Source organism: Pseudomonas sp. PDM18 (assembly GCF_014852585.1).
Taxonomy (GTDB): domain Bacteria; phylum Pseudomonadota; class Gammaproteobacteria; order Pseudomonadales; family Pseudomonadaceae; genus Pseudomonas.
On the sequence record NZ_JACVBX010000009.1, the window covers coordinates 96,861 to 112,789 of the forward strand.

The window sequence follows — 15,929 nt, forward strand, 5'->3', positions numbered from 1 at the left end:
GTCCCCGCCATGATCACCCCGCTCCCCCGCCCACTGGACAACGGAAACGGCCACAGCCTCTCCAGCCACTGGTACTACCCGCCCGGCGAGGCTCGCGGAGCGGTGCTGATCGTCCCCGCCATGGGCGTCGAACAGCGCTTCTACGCAGCCTTCGCACACTGGCTGGCCGAGCGCGGCTTCCTCGCCGTGACCTTCGACTACACCGGCATGGGCAAGTCCCGCACCGGCCATCTGCGCGACCTGGATATCGACATACTGGCCTGGGGCAACCACGATTGCAGCGCTATGCTCGACGCGGTGGTCGAGGCCGCTGGCGAGCTGCCCGTGTACTGGATCGGCCACAGCCTCGGCGGGCAGATCCTGCCCTTCGTGCGCGGCACCGAGCGAATCCACCGCGCCTTTACCATCGCTACCGGCAGCGGCTACTGGCGCGAGAACACCAAGGGCCTAAGACACAAGGCCTGGCTGCTCTGGTACCTGCTGGCGCCAACCATCACGCCAGTGCTGGGCTACTTCCCCGGCAAGCGCCTGGGCGTGGTCGGCGACCTGCCGCGCGGCGTGATCGAACAATGGCGGCGCTGGTGCCTGAATCCCGAGTACTCGGTGGGCGCGGAAGGCGGTGCGGTGCGCGAGGCGTATTCATCGGTGCGCACGCCCATCACCTCCATCTCCTTCACCGACGACGAGATGATGTCCGGCCGCAACACCGAGTCGCTGCACGGTTTCTACCGTGGCTCACCCAAGACCGTGAAGAGAATTGCCCCGCAGGACATCGGCGTGAAGCGCATCGGCCACTTCGGCTTCTTCCGCAGCCAATTCGCCGATTCGCTGTGGACGGGTTACCTGTTGCCGGACCTGGGCTGACACCCAAGCCCGGCAGAGGCATCGAACGAAGAATCAGTCCAGCGTCACCAGCACCCGGCCGACCAGCTTGCCGGCGAGGATCTGGTGGATGGCAGCCGGCAGGTCGTCGAGTTTGACCTCGCGCACTGCCGCTTCGAGGTTGTCGAGCTTCCACTGCAGGGACAGCTTGTCCCACATGGAAGCCTTGACCACCAGCGGCAGCTCCACCGAGTCCACGCCCAGCAGGTTCACGCCGCGCAGGATGAAGGGCAGTACGGTGGCCTTGAAGGCGGCGCCGGCGGTCAGGCCGCAGCAGGCGACGCTGCCGCCGTATTGCAGCGACTTGACCACGTTGAACAAGATGTCGCCGCCCACGGTATCCACCGCGCCGGCCCACTGCTCGCGCAGCAGCGGCTTGTCGACGCCATCGGAGACGGTGGCGCGGTCGAGAATCTGCCGGGCGCCGAGGCGGTTCAGCAGTTCGGCCTGCTCCAGCTTGCCGGTGGCGGCGGCCACGGTGTAGCCCAGTTGCGCCAGCAGCATCACCGCGATGCTACCCACGCCGCCGGTAGCGCCCGTGACCAGGATCGGGCCCGCGGACGGCGTGACGCCAGCACGCTCCAACTTGTCGACGCACAGCGCGGCGGTCAGGCCGGCGGTACCGAGGATCATCGACTCGCGCAGCGAAAGGCCCTGTGGGCGCTTGATCAGCCAGGCCGCAGGCACGCGGATGTACTGGCCGAAGCCACCGGGCGTATTCATGCCCAGGTCGTAGCCGGTGACAATGACTTCGTCGCCGGCAGAGAATTCGCCCACCGAAGACTCTTCCACCACGCCGGCCGCATCAATACCGGGAGTGTGCGGGTACTTGCGGGTGACGCCACGGTTGCCACTGGCGGACAGCGCATCCTTGTAGTTCAGCGAGGAATACTTCACCCGCACCAGCACTTCACCCGCGGGCAGATCGGCAACCTGCCGCTCGGCCACCTGCAGGTCATACACGCCATGCGCGCTCTCCGTGACCCACAACGCCTTGAATGCACTCATCTCGACCCTCCTCTTTCGAATTCGCTAAAACGGGCGCAATCCCGGCGCCCGACACCCGATCTTTGCCAGACGAGTCACTGCCAGAAGCGGCTGCGGCCCAGGCGGTCCCACCAGGTCACCAGTACGCGATCGACCACGCCGCTGACGCCCACGCCAAAGCGCTCCTGGATGGACTTCTTCTGTACATAACTGAGCTGGTAGACATCCGCCTCGCGGGCGCGTTCGGCCAGGTACTCGTCACTGGTCTTGAGCTCGTCGACCAGCTTCTTGCCCAGCGCCGCCTGGCCCAGCCAGACCTCGCCGGTGGCGATCTCGTCGATGGCCAGTTGCGGGCGGTAGTGGACGACAAAGCGCTTGAACAGCTCGTGGGTGGTTTCCAGGTCTTCCTGGAACTTCTCCCGGCCCTTGTCGGTGTTCTCGCCGAACACGGTCAGGGTGCGCTTGTACTCGCCAGCAGTGAGCACCTCGAAATCGACGTCGTGCTTCTTCAGCAGGCGATGGATGTTGGGCAACTGAGCCACCACGCCGATGGAGCCGAGGATGGCGAAGGGCGCGGAAAGGATGCGCTCGCCGATACAGGCCATCATGTAGCCGCCACTGGCTGCAACCTTGTCGACGCAGACGGTCAGCGGTACGCCGGCCTGGCGGATGCGCGCCAGCTGGGAAGCAGCAAGGCCATAGCCGTGGACCATGCCGCCGCCACTCTCCAGGCGCAGAACCACTTCGTCGCGCGGGGTGGCCAGGGTCAGCAGCGCGGTCACTTCATGGCGCAGCTGCTCGGTGGCCGAAGCCTTGATGTCGCCGTCGAAGTCGAGCACATAGACGCGATTCTTCTCGCCGCCCTTCTTCTTTTTCGCTTCCTTCAGGTTTTTCGCCTCGGACTTGCGCAGCGCCTTGAGCTTGGTCTTTTCCAATACGCTATGTTGCAGGCGCTCGCGCAGCTCCTTGTAGAAGTCGTTGAGCTTGTGCACCTCGAGATGCCCGCTCCCGCCGCGACGGCCGCGGCCGCGCAGTGCGGCGATCACCACCAGGACGATGACGATGGCCACCACCACGGTGAAGGTCTTGGCTAGGAAACCCGCGTAATCCGCTAGAAACTCCACTCACATCCCCTTTTACAATTCTGGTCGAGCCCGCCAGGCGAGCGCAGCGAATCCCGCAAGCATACCCACGCCGCAGGCCCGCCACCAGCGCTGGCAAACCGCTGCATCAGTCCAGCGAATGCCATTCAAACAAGCGTATGTTTTTTCGTTGACAGCCCCAGGTGATCCTCATAACCTCGCCGGAACTTTCAGCCCTGCCGGGATACTGCGCGTGGGAAGCATCTACCTGATTCGACATGGCCAGGCTTCGTTCGGCGCCGACGACTACGATGTGCTCTCGGCCACCGGCGTACGCCAGGCCCAAATCCTCGGCGAGCACTTGGCTGGCCTGGGCCTGCGCTTCGATCGCTGCGTAGCCGGCGACCTGCGCCGCCAACGCCACACCGCCGAAGCGGTGATGGGTCGGCTGAATGAAGCCGGGATCGAAACCCCCGCCCTGGAAATCGACTCCGCCTTCAACGAATTCGAAGCCGACGCGGTGATCCGCGCGCACCTGCCGGACCTGCTCGAGATCGAGCCGCAGGCACTGCACATCATGCGCAACGCCGCCGACCACCGCGCCGAGTTCCAGCGCCTGTTCTCCACCGTGATCGCCCGCTGGGTTTCCGGCGACCACGACAAGGACGGCCTGGTCAGCTGGGCAGAATTCCTCGACACCGTGCACGGCGGCCTCCAACGTCTGCTGGAGTCGGCCAGCGGCAAGGACAACATCGGCGTGTTCACCTCCGGCGGCACCATCACTGCGGTCCTCCAGCACGTGACCGGGATTCCGGCGCTGAACGCCTTCGAACTCAACTGGCAGATCGTCAACACCTCGCTCAACCGCCTGAAGTTCCGCGGCAGCGAAGTGGCCCTGGCTTCCTTCAACAGTCACGTGCATCTGGAACTGTTGAGGGCGCCGGAACTCATCACCTATCGTTGAGTACCGGCCCATTGCGACGCGAGCGTCGCGCGAGAAAACCTAGAAAAGGAATAGAACCATGAGTGTTGCTGACATCGTTTCCACCATGCAGAGCAAGTTCAACGCCAGCGCGGCCGCCGGCCTGGATCTGGTGTTCCAGTTCAACATCGAAGACGGCGACAACCACTACCTGGTCGTCAAGGACGGTACCTGCCAGGTCGTACAGGGCGACGCCGAGTCCCCCAACGTCACCCTGATCATGGACAGCGAAACCCTCAAGGGCATCACCAGCGGCGAAACCGACGGCATGCAGGCCTTCATGGCTGGCAAGCTGCGCGCCGAAGGCGACATGATGCTGGCGATGAAGCTGGGCGAACTGTTCCCGGTCTGATCCGAGGAAAACCTGCCCGCGCAGCACGAAGAACCGGAGTCCATGGCTCCGGTTTTTTTATGCCCGCGCCCCGCTGCAAGGCCCGGATCAGGCAGCCTGATCGGGGTGCAACACGAACGCCAATAAGGGCTTTGTGTGCTTGTGACGGACAGGGCCGGACATTAGATTAGCCAATGATCACCCGGCGCCATCATTGCTTTGCCTGATCCTGCCGCACCCCATCGGGCTAGACAAAGACGCCGGCCTGCGCGCACCTCGCCAGGAGCCCTGGGCCCTCGCGAGGAGATCAGTACGAGCCAGTACAAGACGAGCTCCTAGATAAAAAGGGACCAGCATGTCGTTGACCGACCAGACCATCCGCTCCCGCGAAGGCGAAGAACTCGATGCCGCCGTGATCGACGGCTATCTCAAGGACCACATTCCCGGCCTGCAGGGTCAGCCGCGCATCAGCCAGTTCCCCGGTGGCGCCTCGAACCTGACCTATCTGATCCAGTACGATAACCAGGAACTGGTCCTGCGCCGCCCGCCGTTCGGCAAGAAGGCCAAGTCTGCCCATGACATGGGCCGCGAATACCGCATCCTGAATCAGCTCAAGGACGGTTTCCCTTACTGCCCCAAGGCGTACGCTTACTGCACCGACGAGTCGGTGATCGGCGCCGAGTTCTACGTCATGGAGCGGGTCAACGGCATCATCCTGCGCAGCGACCTGCCCAAGGAACTGAACCTCGATGCCGGGAAAACCACCGCCTTGTGCAAGAGCTTCATCGACAAGTTCGTCGACCTGCACAACGTCGACTACAACGCCTGCGGCCTGGGCGACCTGGGCAAGCCCGAGGGCTATGTGCAGCGTCAGATCGGTGGCTGGATCGATCGCTACGAGAAGTCCCTGACCCCCGACGCGCCGGCCTGGGAACAGGTGAAGGTGTGGCTGCGCGAGAAGATGCCGGCCGACCACCACAAACCTGGCATCGTCCACAACGACTACCGCTTCGACAACGTCATCCTCGACCCGAACAACCCGATGCAGATCATTGGCGTGCTCGACTGGGAGATGACGACCATCGGCGACCCGCTGATGGACCTGGGCAATACCCTCGCCTACTGGATCCAGGCCGACGACCCGCAGCCGATGCAGATGCTGCGCCGCCAACCCAGCCACGAGCCGGGCATGCTGACCCGCCAGCAGTTCGCCGACTACTACGCAGAGCGCGCCGGCATCCAGATCGACAACCTCGATTACTACTACACCTACGGCCTGTTCCGCCTGGCCGGCATCATGCAGCAGATCTACTACCGCTTCTTCCACGGCCAGACCCAGGACAAGCGCTTCGCCACCTTCATCCACGCCAACAAGCTGCTGGAACAGGTGAGCCTGCAGGTCATCGGCAAGTCCCGCCTGTGAGAGTCGACTGTCGACCTGGCGAGCTAGAGCCGTACAAGGCGGAAGCCGGACGAAGAGCGGAGTTTACCGATTGTAAATGAGCATCTGAGTCCGGCTTCCAACGCAGTACGGCCGACGCGCAGCCGGTCGCCAGGCGACTCTCGCGGCCCAAAAACAAGGAGAATTTCCATGTCCAAGACCCAACTGTTCGACCTCGACGGCAAGATCGCCTTCGTCTCCGGCGCCAGCCGAGGCATCGGCGAGGCCATTGCCAAACTGCTGGCCCAACAGGGCGCCCAAGTGATCGTTTCCAGCCGCAAGATCGACGGCTGCCAGGCCGTGGCTGACGAAATCGTCGCCGCCGGCGGCAAGGCCACCGCGATTGCCTGCCACATCGGCGAGATGGAGCAGATTCAGGCCGTCTTCGCGCAGATCCGCGAGCAGTTTGGTCGCCTGGACATCCTGGTCAACAACGCCGCCACCAACCCGCAGTTCTGCAACGTGCTGGACACCGACCTGTCGGCCTTCCAGAAGACCGTCGACGTGAACATCCGCGGCTACTACTTCATGTCCATCGAAGGCGGCAAGCTGATGAAGGCCAACGGCGGCGGCAGCATCATCAACGTCGCCTCGGTCAACGGCGTCACCCCGGGCGAGTTCCAGGGCATCTACTCGGTGACCAAGGCTGCGGTGATCAGCATGACCAAGGTTTTCGCCAAGGAATGCGCGCAGTTCAACATCCGCTGCAACGCCTTGCTGCCGGGCCTGACCGACACCAAGTTCGCCTCGGCGCTGGTAAGCAACGACGCGATTCGCAACGTCGCCCTGCAGCGCATCCCGCTCAAGCGTGTGGCAGACCCAAGCGAAATGGCCGGCGCCGTGCTGTACCTCGCCAGCGACGCATCCAGCTACACCACTGGCGTAACGCTGAACGTTGACGGCGGGTTCCTCGCCTAAGCGTGGTCGCGGAAACGAAAAAGGGAGCCGTTCGGCTCCCTTTTTCATGGGCGGGGATTGGGCTTTTCGTAGGAGCGAGCTTGCTCGCGAACCGCATCGCACTCTCTATCTCCAGCGGGAAGCAGGTTCGCGAGCAAGCTCGCTCCTACAATGTCACTGCCAATCCTTGAGCGCCTGGTTCGCCGCCGCATTCATCGGCTCGGCGGTCAGCCCGCCGGCTCCGTAGCGCACTGCAAAAACAGCCTGATCGGCCATCGGCAGGTAGGTCACCCGGCCCGCCTTGGGCACGAAGGTCAGCAGATCATGCTGGCCGTCGCGCAGCCAGCGCCACAGGTCGACACCCAGCGCGTCATCCGCCAGCGCCACCTTGCGCCCCAGGCTCTGTTGTTCCACAGCCAGGAAGCGGCCGCTGAGGTCCTGCAGGCGATAACCCGGCGCCATCCCTATCAACCGCGCCAGGCCTTTCCACTCCAGTACCCGCGCGTCCAGCTGCCAGAGGTCGCCTGCCAGTTCCACGCGGCGCTCGTCATTACCCTGCAACAGCGTGACGTCATAGCGCTGCTCGCCCACTTTGTGAAAGCTCAGCGTCGCCAGCGGGCGCTCTGCCGGCAGCGGGTCGTAGCTACGCAGGTCCCAGGCTACCAACGCCACAAGCGCGGCCACGGCCACGAACAACATTCCTGCCGTGCCCCGCAGCCAGCCGAGGAACCAGTGACGGTCGATGAGAATGCGGGCGGCTACCACCAGCGCCAACAGCGCCAAGAAGGCAACGACCCAGGCCAGACCGTCGTACTGCATCGAATGATTTCCTTCCTCGTAGAATTGCCGGCATTATGCGCACCGCGTACCTGCACGGCCAGCCAGACCGTCGCAGCTTTCGGGCCCGTTAACGTTTCCCGCGCACCACTCTTTACGAGAGAGTGGCGCCACGGGCCCCCGATCAAGGCGGACCCATGCCCTTCGAACTCGTCGTAGACCCGACCACTCTTGTCATCCTCGCCGGCGTTGCCTTCCTTGCCGGTTTCATCGACGCCATCGCCGGCGGTGGCGGCCTGCTGACCATCCCCGCCCTGCTCACTGCCGGCGTGCCGCCGCATCTTGCTTTGGGCACCAACAAGCTGAGCTCGACCTTTGGCGCCGCCGTGGCCAGCTACACCTTCTATCGACGCAAACTGTTCCAGCCGCGCCAGTGGCGCAACGGCCTGATCGCCACAGCCATCGGCGCAGCGCTCGGCGCCTGGGCTGCCCACCTGATGCCGGCGGAATGGCTCAACCGCATGCTGCCCGTGGTGGTCTTCGGTTGCGGCCTGTACCTGCTGTTCGGCAAGACGCCCGAAGCGCCGCTGGACGCCAACCCACGCATCGCCCAGCGCCGTCAGTGGCCGCAGGGCCTCGGTCTGGGCTTCTACGACGGAGTGGCCGGCCCCGGCACCGGTGCATTCTGGACCGTCAGCACCCTGCTGATGTACCCGCTCGACCTGGTCCGCGCCAGCGGCGTGGCGCGCAGCATGAACTTCGTCAGCAACATCGTGGCGCTGGCGGTGTTCATCGCCTCGGGTCAGGTGGTCTGGCTGATGGGCCTGTGCATGGGCAGTTCGCTGATGATCGGCGCCTACTTCGGCGCGCGCACGGCTATTGGCGGCGGCGCCAAGTTCATCCGCCCGGTGTTCATCCTGGTTGTACTCGCCCTGACCGTGCGCCTGGCCTGGCAGCACTGGTTTACCGCCGCAGCCTGAGAACCCGGTTATGATCTGCTGCGCGTCGGCAGAACGGCGTTAAAAACAGGCTCGGACTGCTCATTTACAGCACGTAAACTCCGAATCCTCGCCTGTTTTTGCCTTGTTCTGCGCGAGCTCGCGAGATAGTAACCAGGTTCTGAGACAGGCCGGAGCGGCGCCCGGGTTCAGGCGCCGCCGGGTAGGACAGGATCGGGACGACCGGCGCGGCGCGCCAGGTAGACCTCGATCAGGTAGCGGGCGATGGAGCGCTCGGCCGGCAGGCGCGGCAGCTCGTCGACGTGGAACCAGCGGGCATCCTCGATCTCGTCCGGCTGCATGACGATCTCGCCGCTGACGTACTCGGCGTGGTAGCCGAACATCAACGAATGCGGGAACGGCCAGGGCTGGCTGCCCATGTAGCGGATATTGCCGATCTCGACGCCCACCTCTTCGCGCACCTCGCGCGCAACGCAGTGCTCCACCGACTCACCCGGCTCGACGAAGCCGGCCAGGGTGCTGTACATCCCCGGCACGAAGCGCGGCGAACGCGCCAGCAGCACTTCATCGCCACGGGTCACCAGCACGATCATGCTCGGCGACAGCAGCGGGTAGCGCTGGATGCCGCAGCTTTCGCAGTGCATGGCGCGGTCACGGGGCATGCGCAGGCTGGGCTGGCCGCAGCTGCCGCAGAAGCGGTTCTGCCGCCACCAGATACCGATCTGGCTGGCGAAGCCGAGCATGGCGAAGATGTCTTCTTCGGCCTGCATCATGAACTGGCGCAGGCCGATCCAGCTGGCGCCTTCGAGCGGGTCGGTACGGTCGACTTCCAGCAGGTAGACCGGCTCGCCGTCGAACTGCCCGACGGCGTGCTCGGAGAGCACCGAAAGATCCTGGCGCTTGAGCCAGTCACGGGGGAACAGCACGCCGTTGCTGTCGGCGAGGAACTGCTGCTGGCAGTGGGCGAGCGCCCAGCCGCCGTTGGCAGCGACCTCGAACATCGAGGATTCCCAGCGTCCGGTACGCATCAGGCTGCCACCGTCAGGCCCAGGGCCTTGACGCTCTCGCTGGCGACGTCGAGGACGTCGGGTTGACCTTCAGGCCGCATCATGGCTCCACCCTCCAGGTAGTACTCCAGGCCGGTCAGCGCATCCGCCAGGGTTTCCAGCATCTGCTCGGACGGCATCTGGGTCGTCTCGATCATCTGCCCCTGAATGTAATCGGCACAGGCGCCCACGAGCAATGCCGCGCGCTCTTGGCCGAGGAACCACAGACCACCGCGCACCGCTTGCAGGCTGATCGGTACGTTGGCCAGGTGCAGCTTGTCACCGTTGGACTCCAGGTACGCGGTGATCGCGCGCTTGGCCAGCGCCAGGCCCGCCTGGGCCTCGTCGATTACCACGATGCGCGCTTCGGCGAGTTGGTGCACGGCGAAAGAATCGTCCTCGCCCACCGGCGCCGGACGCGCGCTCATGCGCTCGCCCCGCTCCAGATTGCCGACCATGCTCTCGACGTACAGCAGCGCATCGGCCAGGGCGTTGAGTGCGGCCGGTTCGTCCACCGAGCCCTTGGCAACCCAGCCGGCGACCACGCCATGCTGGTGCTGCAGCGAGGTGGCGGCGGAGTTCAAGCCGACCATGCCCAGGGTCTTGGCCAGCTTGCCCAGCTGGGTGTGCAGGATGCCCAGCGCATCGGCCTGGGACACGCCGCGCTCGATCAGGTCGAGCTGGTCCTTCACCGCCGTGAGTTCCTCGCGGATCGCCACCGAGAGCGAACGCATCACCGACTTGCCCGGGCCGGACAGGCGCTGCGACTCATCTTCGAGCAAGTGATCGGTGAACGGCAGCGGCGCCAGGCCGAACACCTGGCGCAGTTCGGTAGCTCGCACGCCGCTGGTGTCTGCCAGCGCGGTGAGATACAGCAGCTCCTTGAGCAACTGGCGCGGCGTTTCGTATTGCGGGTTGGCGATCAGTTGCTTCAGCTCGCGATCCAGGCGCGCGAACACCTGCTTGCGCGTCTTGCGCGGCAGCATCTGCGCGTCCACCAGCGACTCCAGCGCACCTGCTCCAACCCAGCACAGACGGGTGCGCGCGGCGCTGCCCAGCAGCACGTCGAGCTTGCCCAGTGCGCGGCCCATGAGCTTGAGACTGGGGTAGAGATTCTGCTCGCGGATCAGTCCCACCAGGCCGACCTGGTACATCTGCCGCAGGCGGCGGACTTCGCGGGCCGGGTCTTCCACCTGCGGCGCGGTGACGGCGCGCAGCGGGCGCGGCAGGTCCAGGCGCGCGCTGAAGAAGAAGCTCTCCGGCAGCGCGGGCTGGCCAGCGGCCTGGCGCACATCGTTGATCGCCGGCAGCAGCAGCTCGGGGATTTCCTGGCGGTGCGCCTCGAGGTTTTCCAGGTAGCGGCGCAGCACGTAGAGCGCATTGCCGAGCGCTGCCAGCTGACCGTCGCGGTCTTCACTGACCCCGGTCGGAATGTCGGTGGCCAGGTCCAGCGCTTCCTGCGCCAGCAGTTCGGCGCCGGCGAGCTCGATGAGATTCAGCGTGCCGCGAATCTGGCTCAGACAATCGACGGAATGTTGCAGCAGGCTGCCGTTCTGGCGCTCGGCGATGAAGTGCTCGAGATTCTGCTCGGCCTCCTCCATCGTTGCGAACAGCTCGTCGCGGACCAGACTGAGGGACGTGGCTCCAGTAACCATCGGCCTAGTGCGCCTCCTGCGCGCGAGAAGAGTGGGCGGACATCAATCGGCGAACTCGGGGGTCTTCTTGCTCATGTGCGCCATCATGGCGGCCTGCAGGTCAGCGGACTGCAGCATCGCGGCGTTCCAGGTGGCGATGTATTCGAGGCCATCCTCGACGCGGTGGTCGCGGGCATAGCCGATCATTTCCTTGGTGCCGCGGATCGCGATCGGCGATTTGGCGGCGATCTGCCGGGCCAGCTCCATCACGCCGTCCTGCAGCGCGGAATGGTCGGCGTACACGCTGTTGACCAGGCCAATGCGCTGCGCTTCCTCGGCGCTGACGTTGCGCCCGGTGTAGGCCAGCTCCCGCATGATGCCATCGCCGATCAGCCTCGGCAGGCGTTGCAGGGTGCCGACATCGGCCGCCATGCCCATGTCGATTTCCTTGATGGAGAACTGCGCGTCCGCGCTGCAGTAGCGCATGTCGCAAGCGGAGATCAGGTCGATGCCGCCGCCGATGCAGTAGCCCTGGACCGCCGCGAGGACTGGCTTGCTGCACTTGTCCACGGCATTGAAGGAGCCCTGCAGTTGCAGGATGGTCTTGCGCAGGGCGCGGGCGTTGCGGCCGACGTCCTTGCCCAGGTGGCTGGCGGCCTGGGCCAGCAGGGCAAGGTCGATACCGGCGGAGAAGTGCTTGCCGGCGCCGCTGAGGACGACGACGCGGACTTCATCCGTTTCATCGGCCCACTGGAAGATATCGATGATTTCCTTCCAGAAATCGGCGTTCATCGCGTTGAGTTTTTCCGGGCGGTTGATCTGCACATGGGCGATCTTGTCCGCCAGTTCAACGCGGAAGGCTTTGTATTCGGTCACGGGAGATGTCCTCGGGAATGCCCTGCTTCTCGTCTGGGTGCGGCGCGCTGCCGCTGGAGCCCGGGCCGACAGTTCTTATGGGTGCTGGATACAGATTTTTGGCATCGCGCCACTATAACAAGGCAAGACTAAAAGTCGATGCCGCGGTCTGTGACACAGGCCACGGCATCGGTCGTGAATCCGCTCGCCATTCGCTCAGCAACTGCTTGATCTGGCAGGAAGGCGGTCGCCGCGGCAATCAGTCGCCAGCGGCCATCGGCAGCCCCTGTGCGCGGTTGCGGTACTGGCGCCAGGTGTACATCGGGATGCCCGCCATGAACACCAGGAAGCCCCAGAAGATCGCCTGCTGACCCGTGCCATAGAGCGCCCACAGCGAGTAGAGGAAGCCCAGGCAACCAATCGCCAGCACCTGCGGACGCGAGCGCGGAGAGAAGGACTCGGGCTTCACCGCCAGCATCTGGATCAACGCGGCAGTGCAGAAGGCATAGGGCACGACGCCGGTCATGGTGCCGAGCAGGATGATGACGTTAAACACCTCCACCAGCTCGCCATGACCATCGACCATCACCAGCGCGGTGACCAGCAACCCTGATGACAGAAGGCCGTTGGCCGGCGCACCGTTCTTGTTGAGCTTGCCCAGGGACTCGGGGAACAGCCCGTCGCGGGCCGGCGCCACCGGAATCTGGCCCTGCAGCAGCACCCAGCCGTTGAGCGCGCCCAGGCAGGCGATCACCGCGCCGCCAGCCACCAGGTAATAGCCCCAGGTGCCCAGCAGGATGCGCGCGGCATCGGCGAACGGCGAGGTGGACTTGGCCAGCACATCCGGTGGCATCAGGCCCTGCACGGCCGTGATCGACAGGATGTACACCGCAGCGGCGGCCAGGGTGCCGAACAGCGTGGCGCGGGGGATGGTCTTCTTCGGGTCGCGCACATCGTCCGCCGGCACGGTGGCCGACTCCAGGCCGATAAACGACCAGAGCGTCAACGCCGCCGTGGTGGCGATCGCCTGGGCGTAGCCCATGTTCGGCAGCTCGCTGGGCGCCGGGATAGTCAGGTAGTCGGGGTTGAAGTGGAACCAGCCGAGGATGCCCACCAGCAGCAGCGGGATCAGCTTGAGCGCGGTCAGGCAGTTCTGCACGACAGCGAAGGCAGTGATGCCGCGCAGGTTGATCAGGGTGCACAGCCAGATGGCGCCGATGGCTGTGGCGACCATCAACAGTGGGTCGGCCAGCGCCGGGATGAACACCCGCAGGTAGCCCACCAGCGTGACGGCGATGGCTGCGTTGCCGATCCACGCAGCCTTCCAGTACGTCCAGGCACAGAGATAGCCGGCAAAGCTGCCGAAGCCGTCGCGGGTATAGGCGTAAGGCCCGCCAGCGCCAGGATTGAGCCGCGCCAGCCGAGCGAAAGTGAAGGCCAGGATCACCGCCCCGGTACTCGACACCAGCCAGCCGAACAGACTGAGCCCACCGAACGCCGCCAGGCTCGACGGCAGCAGAAACACCCCCGACCCCACCATGTTGCCAACCACCAGCGCGGTGCAGCTCCAGAAACCCATGCTGCCCTTTTTCGCTTCCGCCATCTGCGCTCCTTAGAAGCCCGCGATCTGTATTTTCGTGTTATCGCCCCGCCCGTGGAAAAGTCCCAGAGCGGCGATCTGTCCTACAGGGTAGACAGCGCCGGGCAAAGGAGGAAACCGTTTTGCAGGACGAGACCGCCCGTTTCGAGCGATTTCGCCCCGCGCGGTCAATGCCGCTGCAGAAATTCCGCCGCTCAGGCGGAGCCGACCCGCCGCGTGCCGATCTCGTAGAGCTGCTCGAACTGCATCGACGGCATCGGCTTGGCGAACAGGTAGCCCTGCCCTTCGGTGCAGCGCTCGGCGCGCAGGCGGTCGCGCTGGGCGGAGGTTTCGATGCCTTCGGCGATGGTCTCCAGGTCGAAGCTGCGGGCCATGTCGAGGATCGCGCGGATCACCGAGAGGTCCTGCTGGGTCTCCAGCATGCCGATGACGAAGGTGCGGTCGATCTTGATGCGGCTCAGCGGATAGGTCTTGAGCAGGCTGAGGGAGGCGTAGCCGGTGCCGAAGTCGTCGAAAGCGATCCCGACCCCATAGGAGCGCAGGCTCTGCAGGGTACTGAGAACGGTGTCGTCGTGATTGAGCACGATGTTCTCGGTAATCTCCAGCTCCAGCGCCTCCGCCGGCAGGCCGTGCCGTTCCAGCGCCTCCAGCACCTGAGTGACCAGGTTGCCCATGCGGAACTGCGCTCCGAACAGATTCACCCCCATGCGCAGGTCGGGCGCACCGTTGCGCCGCCAGTAGGCAGCCTGGGCGCAGGCCTCATCCAGTATCCAGGCGCCGACGATGGCCGCCAGAGGCCCGCCCTCCAGCGACGGCAGGAAGGCCGCCGGCGACAGCAGGCCGCGCTGTGGATGCTGCCAGCGGATCAGCGCCTCGGCCCCGCGCAGGGAGCCGTCGCGCAGGCTGACCTGGGGCTGGTAGAACAACAGGAACTCGCCGTTGGCGACGGCGCGATGCAACTCCATGCCATACAGGTGCCGCGCCGCCGCTTCCATCTTCAGCGCCGGAAGGAACACGAACGCGTGGCTGCGACCGCTGCTCTTGGCCTTGAACAGCGCCAGGTCGGCGTCACCCACCAGCTCCAGCGCTTCCTGCGCGTGCAGAGGCGCCAGAGCCACGCCGCAACTGGCAGCGACCCGCACCTCATGAGCGTCGATGACAATAGGTTCGGCAATGCTGGCGATCACCGCCTGGGCAAGGCGCATGGCGTGCTCGGGTGAAAGCAGGTTCGGCTCGAGGATGGCGAACTCGTCGCCACCGATGCGCGCAACAGTGGCGCCAGCGCTGGCCAGCCGGGCCAGTCGCGCGGCAACCTGCCGCAGAATGCCGTCGCCGACGGCATGGCCGAGGGAGTCATTGACGTCCTTGAAGCCGTCCAGGTCAATCATCAGCACCGCCGCCGGGCGTGACTGCACCAGGACTTCCTCGGTGCGCCGGTAGAACTGGCCGCGGTTGGCCAGACCGGTGAGCACGTCGACGCTGGCCAACTGACGCAGCGCCTCCTCCTCCAGATGGCGGGCAGTGAGGTCCTTGAGCACCGCTTCGAACTTGAGCTTGCCCCTTTCCGACCAACTGAACAGCGTCAGGCCCAGCGAGAGTTCGGAACCGTCCTTACGCAGGCCGGAGATTTCCCCGGGCACAGGCATGCCGTCGAGGGACGTGGCATCGCTGGCCCCGCTGATCAGGGCGCGGAAGGACTGGCGGCTGCGCTCGGGCAGCAGCAATTCGAAGGACTGGCCGCTGCCTTCGATCAAGTCGTAGCCAAACAGGTTGGCCGCCGCCTCGTTCCAGGCGACGATCTCGCCCCAGCAGTCGAACCACACCACGGGCGTTGGCGAAGTGCCTGCATATTCCTCGAACAGCGGCCGGGTACGCGAGGAGGCCACTTCGATGCGGCGCAATTCGAGCCGGTCCGACGCCATGCGCGCCAGCTCGACCAGGCGCTCGCGGTCCTCGCCGGAAAAGTCTTCGTGGGGCTGGCTGTCGATGATGCACAGCGCGCCCAGCGCCTGTCCCTCGACCGAGAGCAACGGCACGCCCGCGTAGAAGCGCACGCCATTGGGCGCCGTCACCAGCGGGTTGTCGTGGAAGCGCTCATCGCGGCTGGCGTCGCCCACCACCATCACGCCGTCCTGGGCGATGGCATGGGCGCAGAAGGATACGTCGCGCCCCATGTCGACTTCGCCGATGCCAGTGGCGGCGGCGAAGAACACGTGGTCACTGCCGATCATGTTCACCGCTGCGACCGGCATGCCAAACATGCGGACAGCGATCTGCACCACCGGGTCAAGGCTGGGCAGCAGGCTTTCGTCGTCGAATCCGTAATCGGAGAGCGCACTCAGGCGCTCGCTCTCATTCGGCAACGTCACGGGACAGCGCATGGGGGAAACCTCCCTTTTTCCTCAATTTCTCCCTTTACCGATGCGCACAAGGATAGTTCCACTTTTCATACAGTG

Annotated in this window: 14 protein-coding genes; 6 read left to right on the forward strand and 8 right to left on the reverse strand. The window is 65.1% G+C overall.

Annotated features, from left to right (window positions below; all coding sequences use genetic code 11):
- Nucleotides 1-9 precede the first annotated feature (9 nt).
- Nucleotides 10-864, forward strand: coding sequence for an alpha/beta fold hydrolase (locus IB274_RS18775; protein ID WP_192433616.1), 855 nt, complete (start codon nucleotides 10-12; stop codon nucleotides 862-864).
- Nucleotides 865-897: 33 nt separating this feature from the next.
- Here IB274_RS18775 and IB274_RS18780 read toward each other — a convergent pair whose 3' ends face one another.
- Nucleotides 898-1,890: a YhdH/YhfP family quinone oxidoreductase gene (locus IB274_RS18780; protein WP_192433618.1), complete on the reverse strand. Its 993-nt coding sequence runs from the start codon at nucleotides 1,888-1,890 to the stop codon at nucleotides 898-900.
- A 74-nt stretch (nucleotides 1,891-1,964) separates the two neighbouring features.
- Nucleotides 1,965-2,993: a protease SohB gene (gene sohB, locus IB274_RS18785; protein WP_192433620.1), complete on the reverse strand. Its 1,029-nt coding sequence runs from the start codon at nucleotides 2,991-2,993 to the stop codon at nucleotides 1,965-1,967.
- 211 nt (nucleotides 2,994-3,204) lie between these two features.
- Between sohB and IB274_RS18790 the strand changes: the two genes are divergently transcribed.
- The 4 genes from IB274_RS18790 to IB274_RS18805 all read left to right on the forward strand — a co-directional run bounded on the left by IB274_RS18790 (nucleotide 3,205) and on the right by IB274_RS18805 (nucleotide 6,623).
- Nucleotides 3,205-3,915 (forward strand): histidine phosphatase family protein, encoded by a 711-nt coding sequence (locus tag IB274_RS18790; protein ID WP_192433622.1) that lies wholly within the window; start codon nucleotides 3,205-3,207, stop codon nucleotides 3,913-3,915.
- Nucleotides 3,916-3,973: 58 nt separating this feature from the next.
- Nucleotides 3,974-4,285, forward strand: a complete 312-nt coding sequence (locus IB274_RS18795) for an SCP2 sterol-binding domain-containing protein (protein WP_081516542.1) — start codon at nucleotides 3,974-3,976, stop codon at nucleotides 4,283-4,285.
- Between the two features lie 334 nt (nucleotides 4,286-4,619).
- Complete coding sequence (locus tag IB274_RS18800) at nucleotides 4,620-5,687, forward strand: phosphotransferase family protein (RefSeq protein ID WP_192433624.1); 1,068 nt, start codon at nucleotides 4,620-4,622, stop codon at nucleotides 5,685-5,687.
- Nucleotides 5,688-5,855: 168 nt separating this feature from the next.
- Entirely contained in the window at nucleotides 5,856-6,623 is a 768-nt protein-coding gene (locus IB274_RS18805) for an SDR family oxidoreductase (protein ID WP_192433626.1), read from the forward strand.
- 153 nt (nucleotides 6,624-6,776) lie between these two features.
- Here IB274_RS18805 and IB274_RS18810 read toward each other — a convergent pair whose 3' ends face one another.
- Nucleotides 6,777-7,421, reverse strand: coding sequence for a hypothetical protein (locus IB274_RS18810; RefSeq protein WP_192433628.1), 645 nt, complete (start codon nucleotides 7,419-7,421; stop codon nucleotides 6,777-6,779).
- Nucleotides 7,422-7,576: 155 nt separating this feature from the next.
- Between IB274_RS18810 and IB274_RS18815 the strand changes: the two genes are divergently transcribed.
- Nucleotides 7,577-8,359 (forward strand): TSUP family transporter, encoded by a 783-nt coding sequence (locus IB274_RS18815; protein WP_192433630.1) that lies wholly within the window; start codon nucleotides 7,577-7,579, stop codon nucleotides 8,357-8,359.
- Between the two features lie 167 nt (nucleotides 8,360-8,526).
- Here the strand turns inward: IB274_RS18815 and nudC are convergent, their stop codons facing one another.
- The 5 genes from nudC to IB274_RS18840 all read right to left on the reverse strand — a co-directional run bounded on the left by nudC (nucleotide 8,527) and on the right by IB274_RS18840 (nucleotide 15,854).
- On the reverse strand, nucleotides 8,527-9,366 hold the full coding sequence (gene nudC / locus IB274_RS18820) for an NAD(+) diphosphatase (RefSeq protein WP_192433632.1): 840 nt from the start codon (nucleotides 9,364-9,366) through the stop codon (nucleotides 8,527-8,529).
- A complete protein-coding gene (locus IB274_RS18825) occupies nucleotides 9,366-11,039 on the reverse strand; it encodes a ferrous iron transporter B (RefSeq protein WP_192433634.1) in 1,674 nt (557 codons plus the stop codon). Before IB274_RS18825 ends, nudC begins: the two co-directional genes overlap by 1 nt.
- A 42-nt stretch (nucleotides 11,040-11,081) precedes the next feature.
- Entirely contained in the window at nucleotides 11,082-11,894 is an 813-nt protein-coding gene (locus IB274_RS18830; protein ID WP_192433636.1) for a crotonase/enoyl-CoA hydratase family protein, read from the reverse strand.
- Nucleotides 11,895-12,132: 238 nt separating this feature from the next.
- Nucleotides 12,133-13,476, reverse strand: coding sequence for an amino acid permease (locus tag IB274_RS18835; RefSeq protein ID WP_192433638.1), 1,344 nt, complete (start codon nucleotides 13,474-13,476; stop codon nucleotides 12,133-12,135).
- Between the two features lie 191 nt (nucleotides 13,477-13,667).
- On the reverse strand, nucleotides 13,668-15,854 hold the full coding sequence (locus IB274_RS18840) for a putative bifunctional diguanylate cyclase/phosphodiesterase (protein WP_192433640.1): 2,187 nt from the start codon (nucleotides 15,852-15,854) through the stop codon (nucleotides 13,668-13,670).
- Nucleotides 15,855-15,929 lie beyond the last annotated feature (75 nt).

Excerpts from the sequence above, each read along its gene's own strand:
- IB274_RS18775 (WP_192433616.1), top strand. The coding sequence starts at position 10 with ATGATCACCCCGCTCCCCCGCCCACTGGACAACGGAAACGGCCACAGC.
- IB274_RS18780 (WP_192433618.1), bottom strand. The coding sequence starts at position 1,890 with ATGAGTGCATTCAAGGCGTTGTGGGTCACGGAGAGCGCGCATGGCGTG.
- IB274_RS18795 (WP_081516542.1), top strand. The coding sequence starts at position 3,974 with ATGAGTGTTGCTGACATCGTTTCCACCATGCAGAGCAAGTTCAACGCC.
- IB274_RS18800 (WP_192433624.1), top strand. The coding sequence starts at position 4,620 with ATGTCGTTGACCGACCAGACCATCCGCTCCCGCGAAGGCGAAGAACTC.
- IB274_RS18805 (WP_192433626.1), top strand. The coding sequence starts at position 5,856 with ATGTCCAAGACCCAACTGTTCGACCTCGACGGCAAGATCGCCTTCGTC.
- IB274_RS18810 (WP_192433628.1), bottom strand. The coding sequence starts at position 7,421 with ATGCAGTACGACGGTCTGGCCTGGGTCGTTGCCTTCTTGGCGCTGTTG.
- IB274_RS18815 (WP_192433630.1), top strand. The coding sequence starts at position 7,577 with ATGCCCTTCGAACTCGTCGTAGACCCGACCACTCTTGTCATCCTCGCC.
- nudC (WP_192433632.1), bottom strand. The coding sequence starts at position 9,366 with ATGCGTACCGGACGCTGGGAATCCTCGATGTTCGAGGTCGCTGCCAAC.
- IB274_RS18825 (WP_192433634.1), bottom strand. The coding sequence starts at position 11,039 with ATGGTTACTGGAGCCACGTCCCTCAGTCTGGTCCGCGACGAGCTGTTC.
- IB274_RS18835 (WP_192433638.1), bottom strand. The coding sequence starts at position 13,476 with ATGGCGGAAGCGAAAAAGGGCAGCATGGGTTTCTGGAGCTGCACCGCG.
- IB274_RS18840 (WP_192433640.1), bottom strand. The coding sequence starts at position 15,854 with ATGCGCTGTCCCGTGACGTTGCCGAATGAGAGCGAGCGCCTGAGTGCG.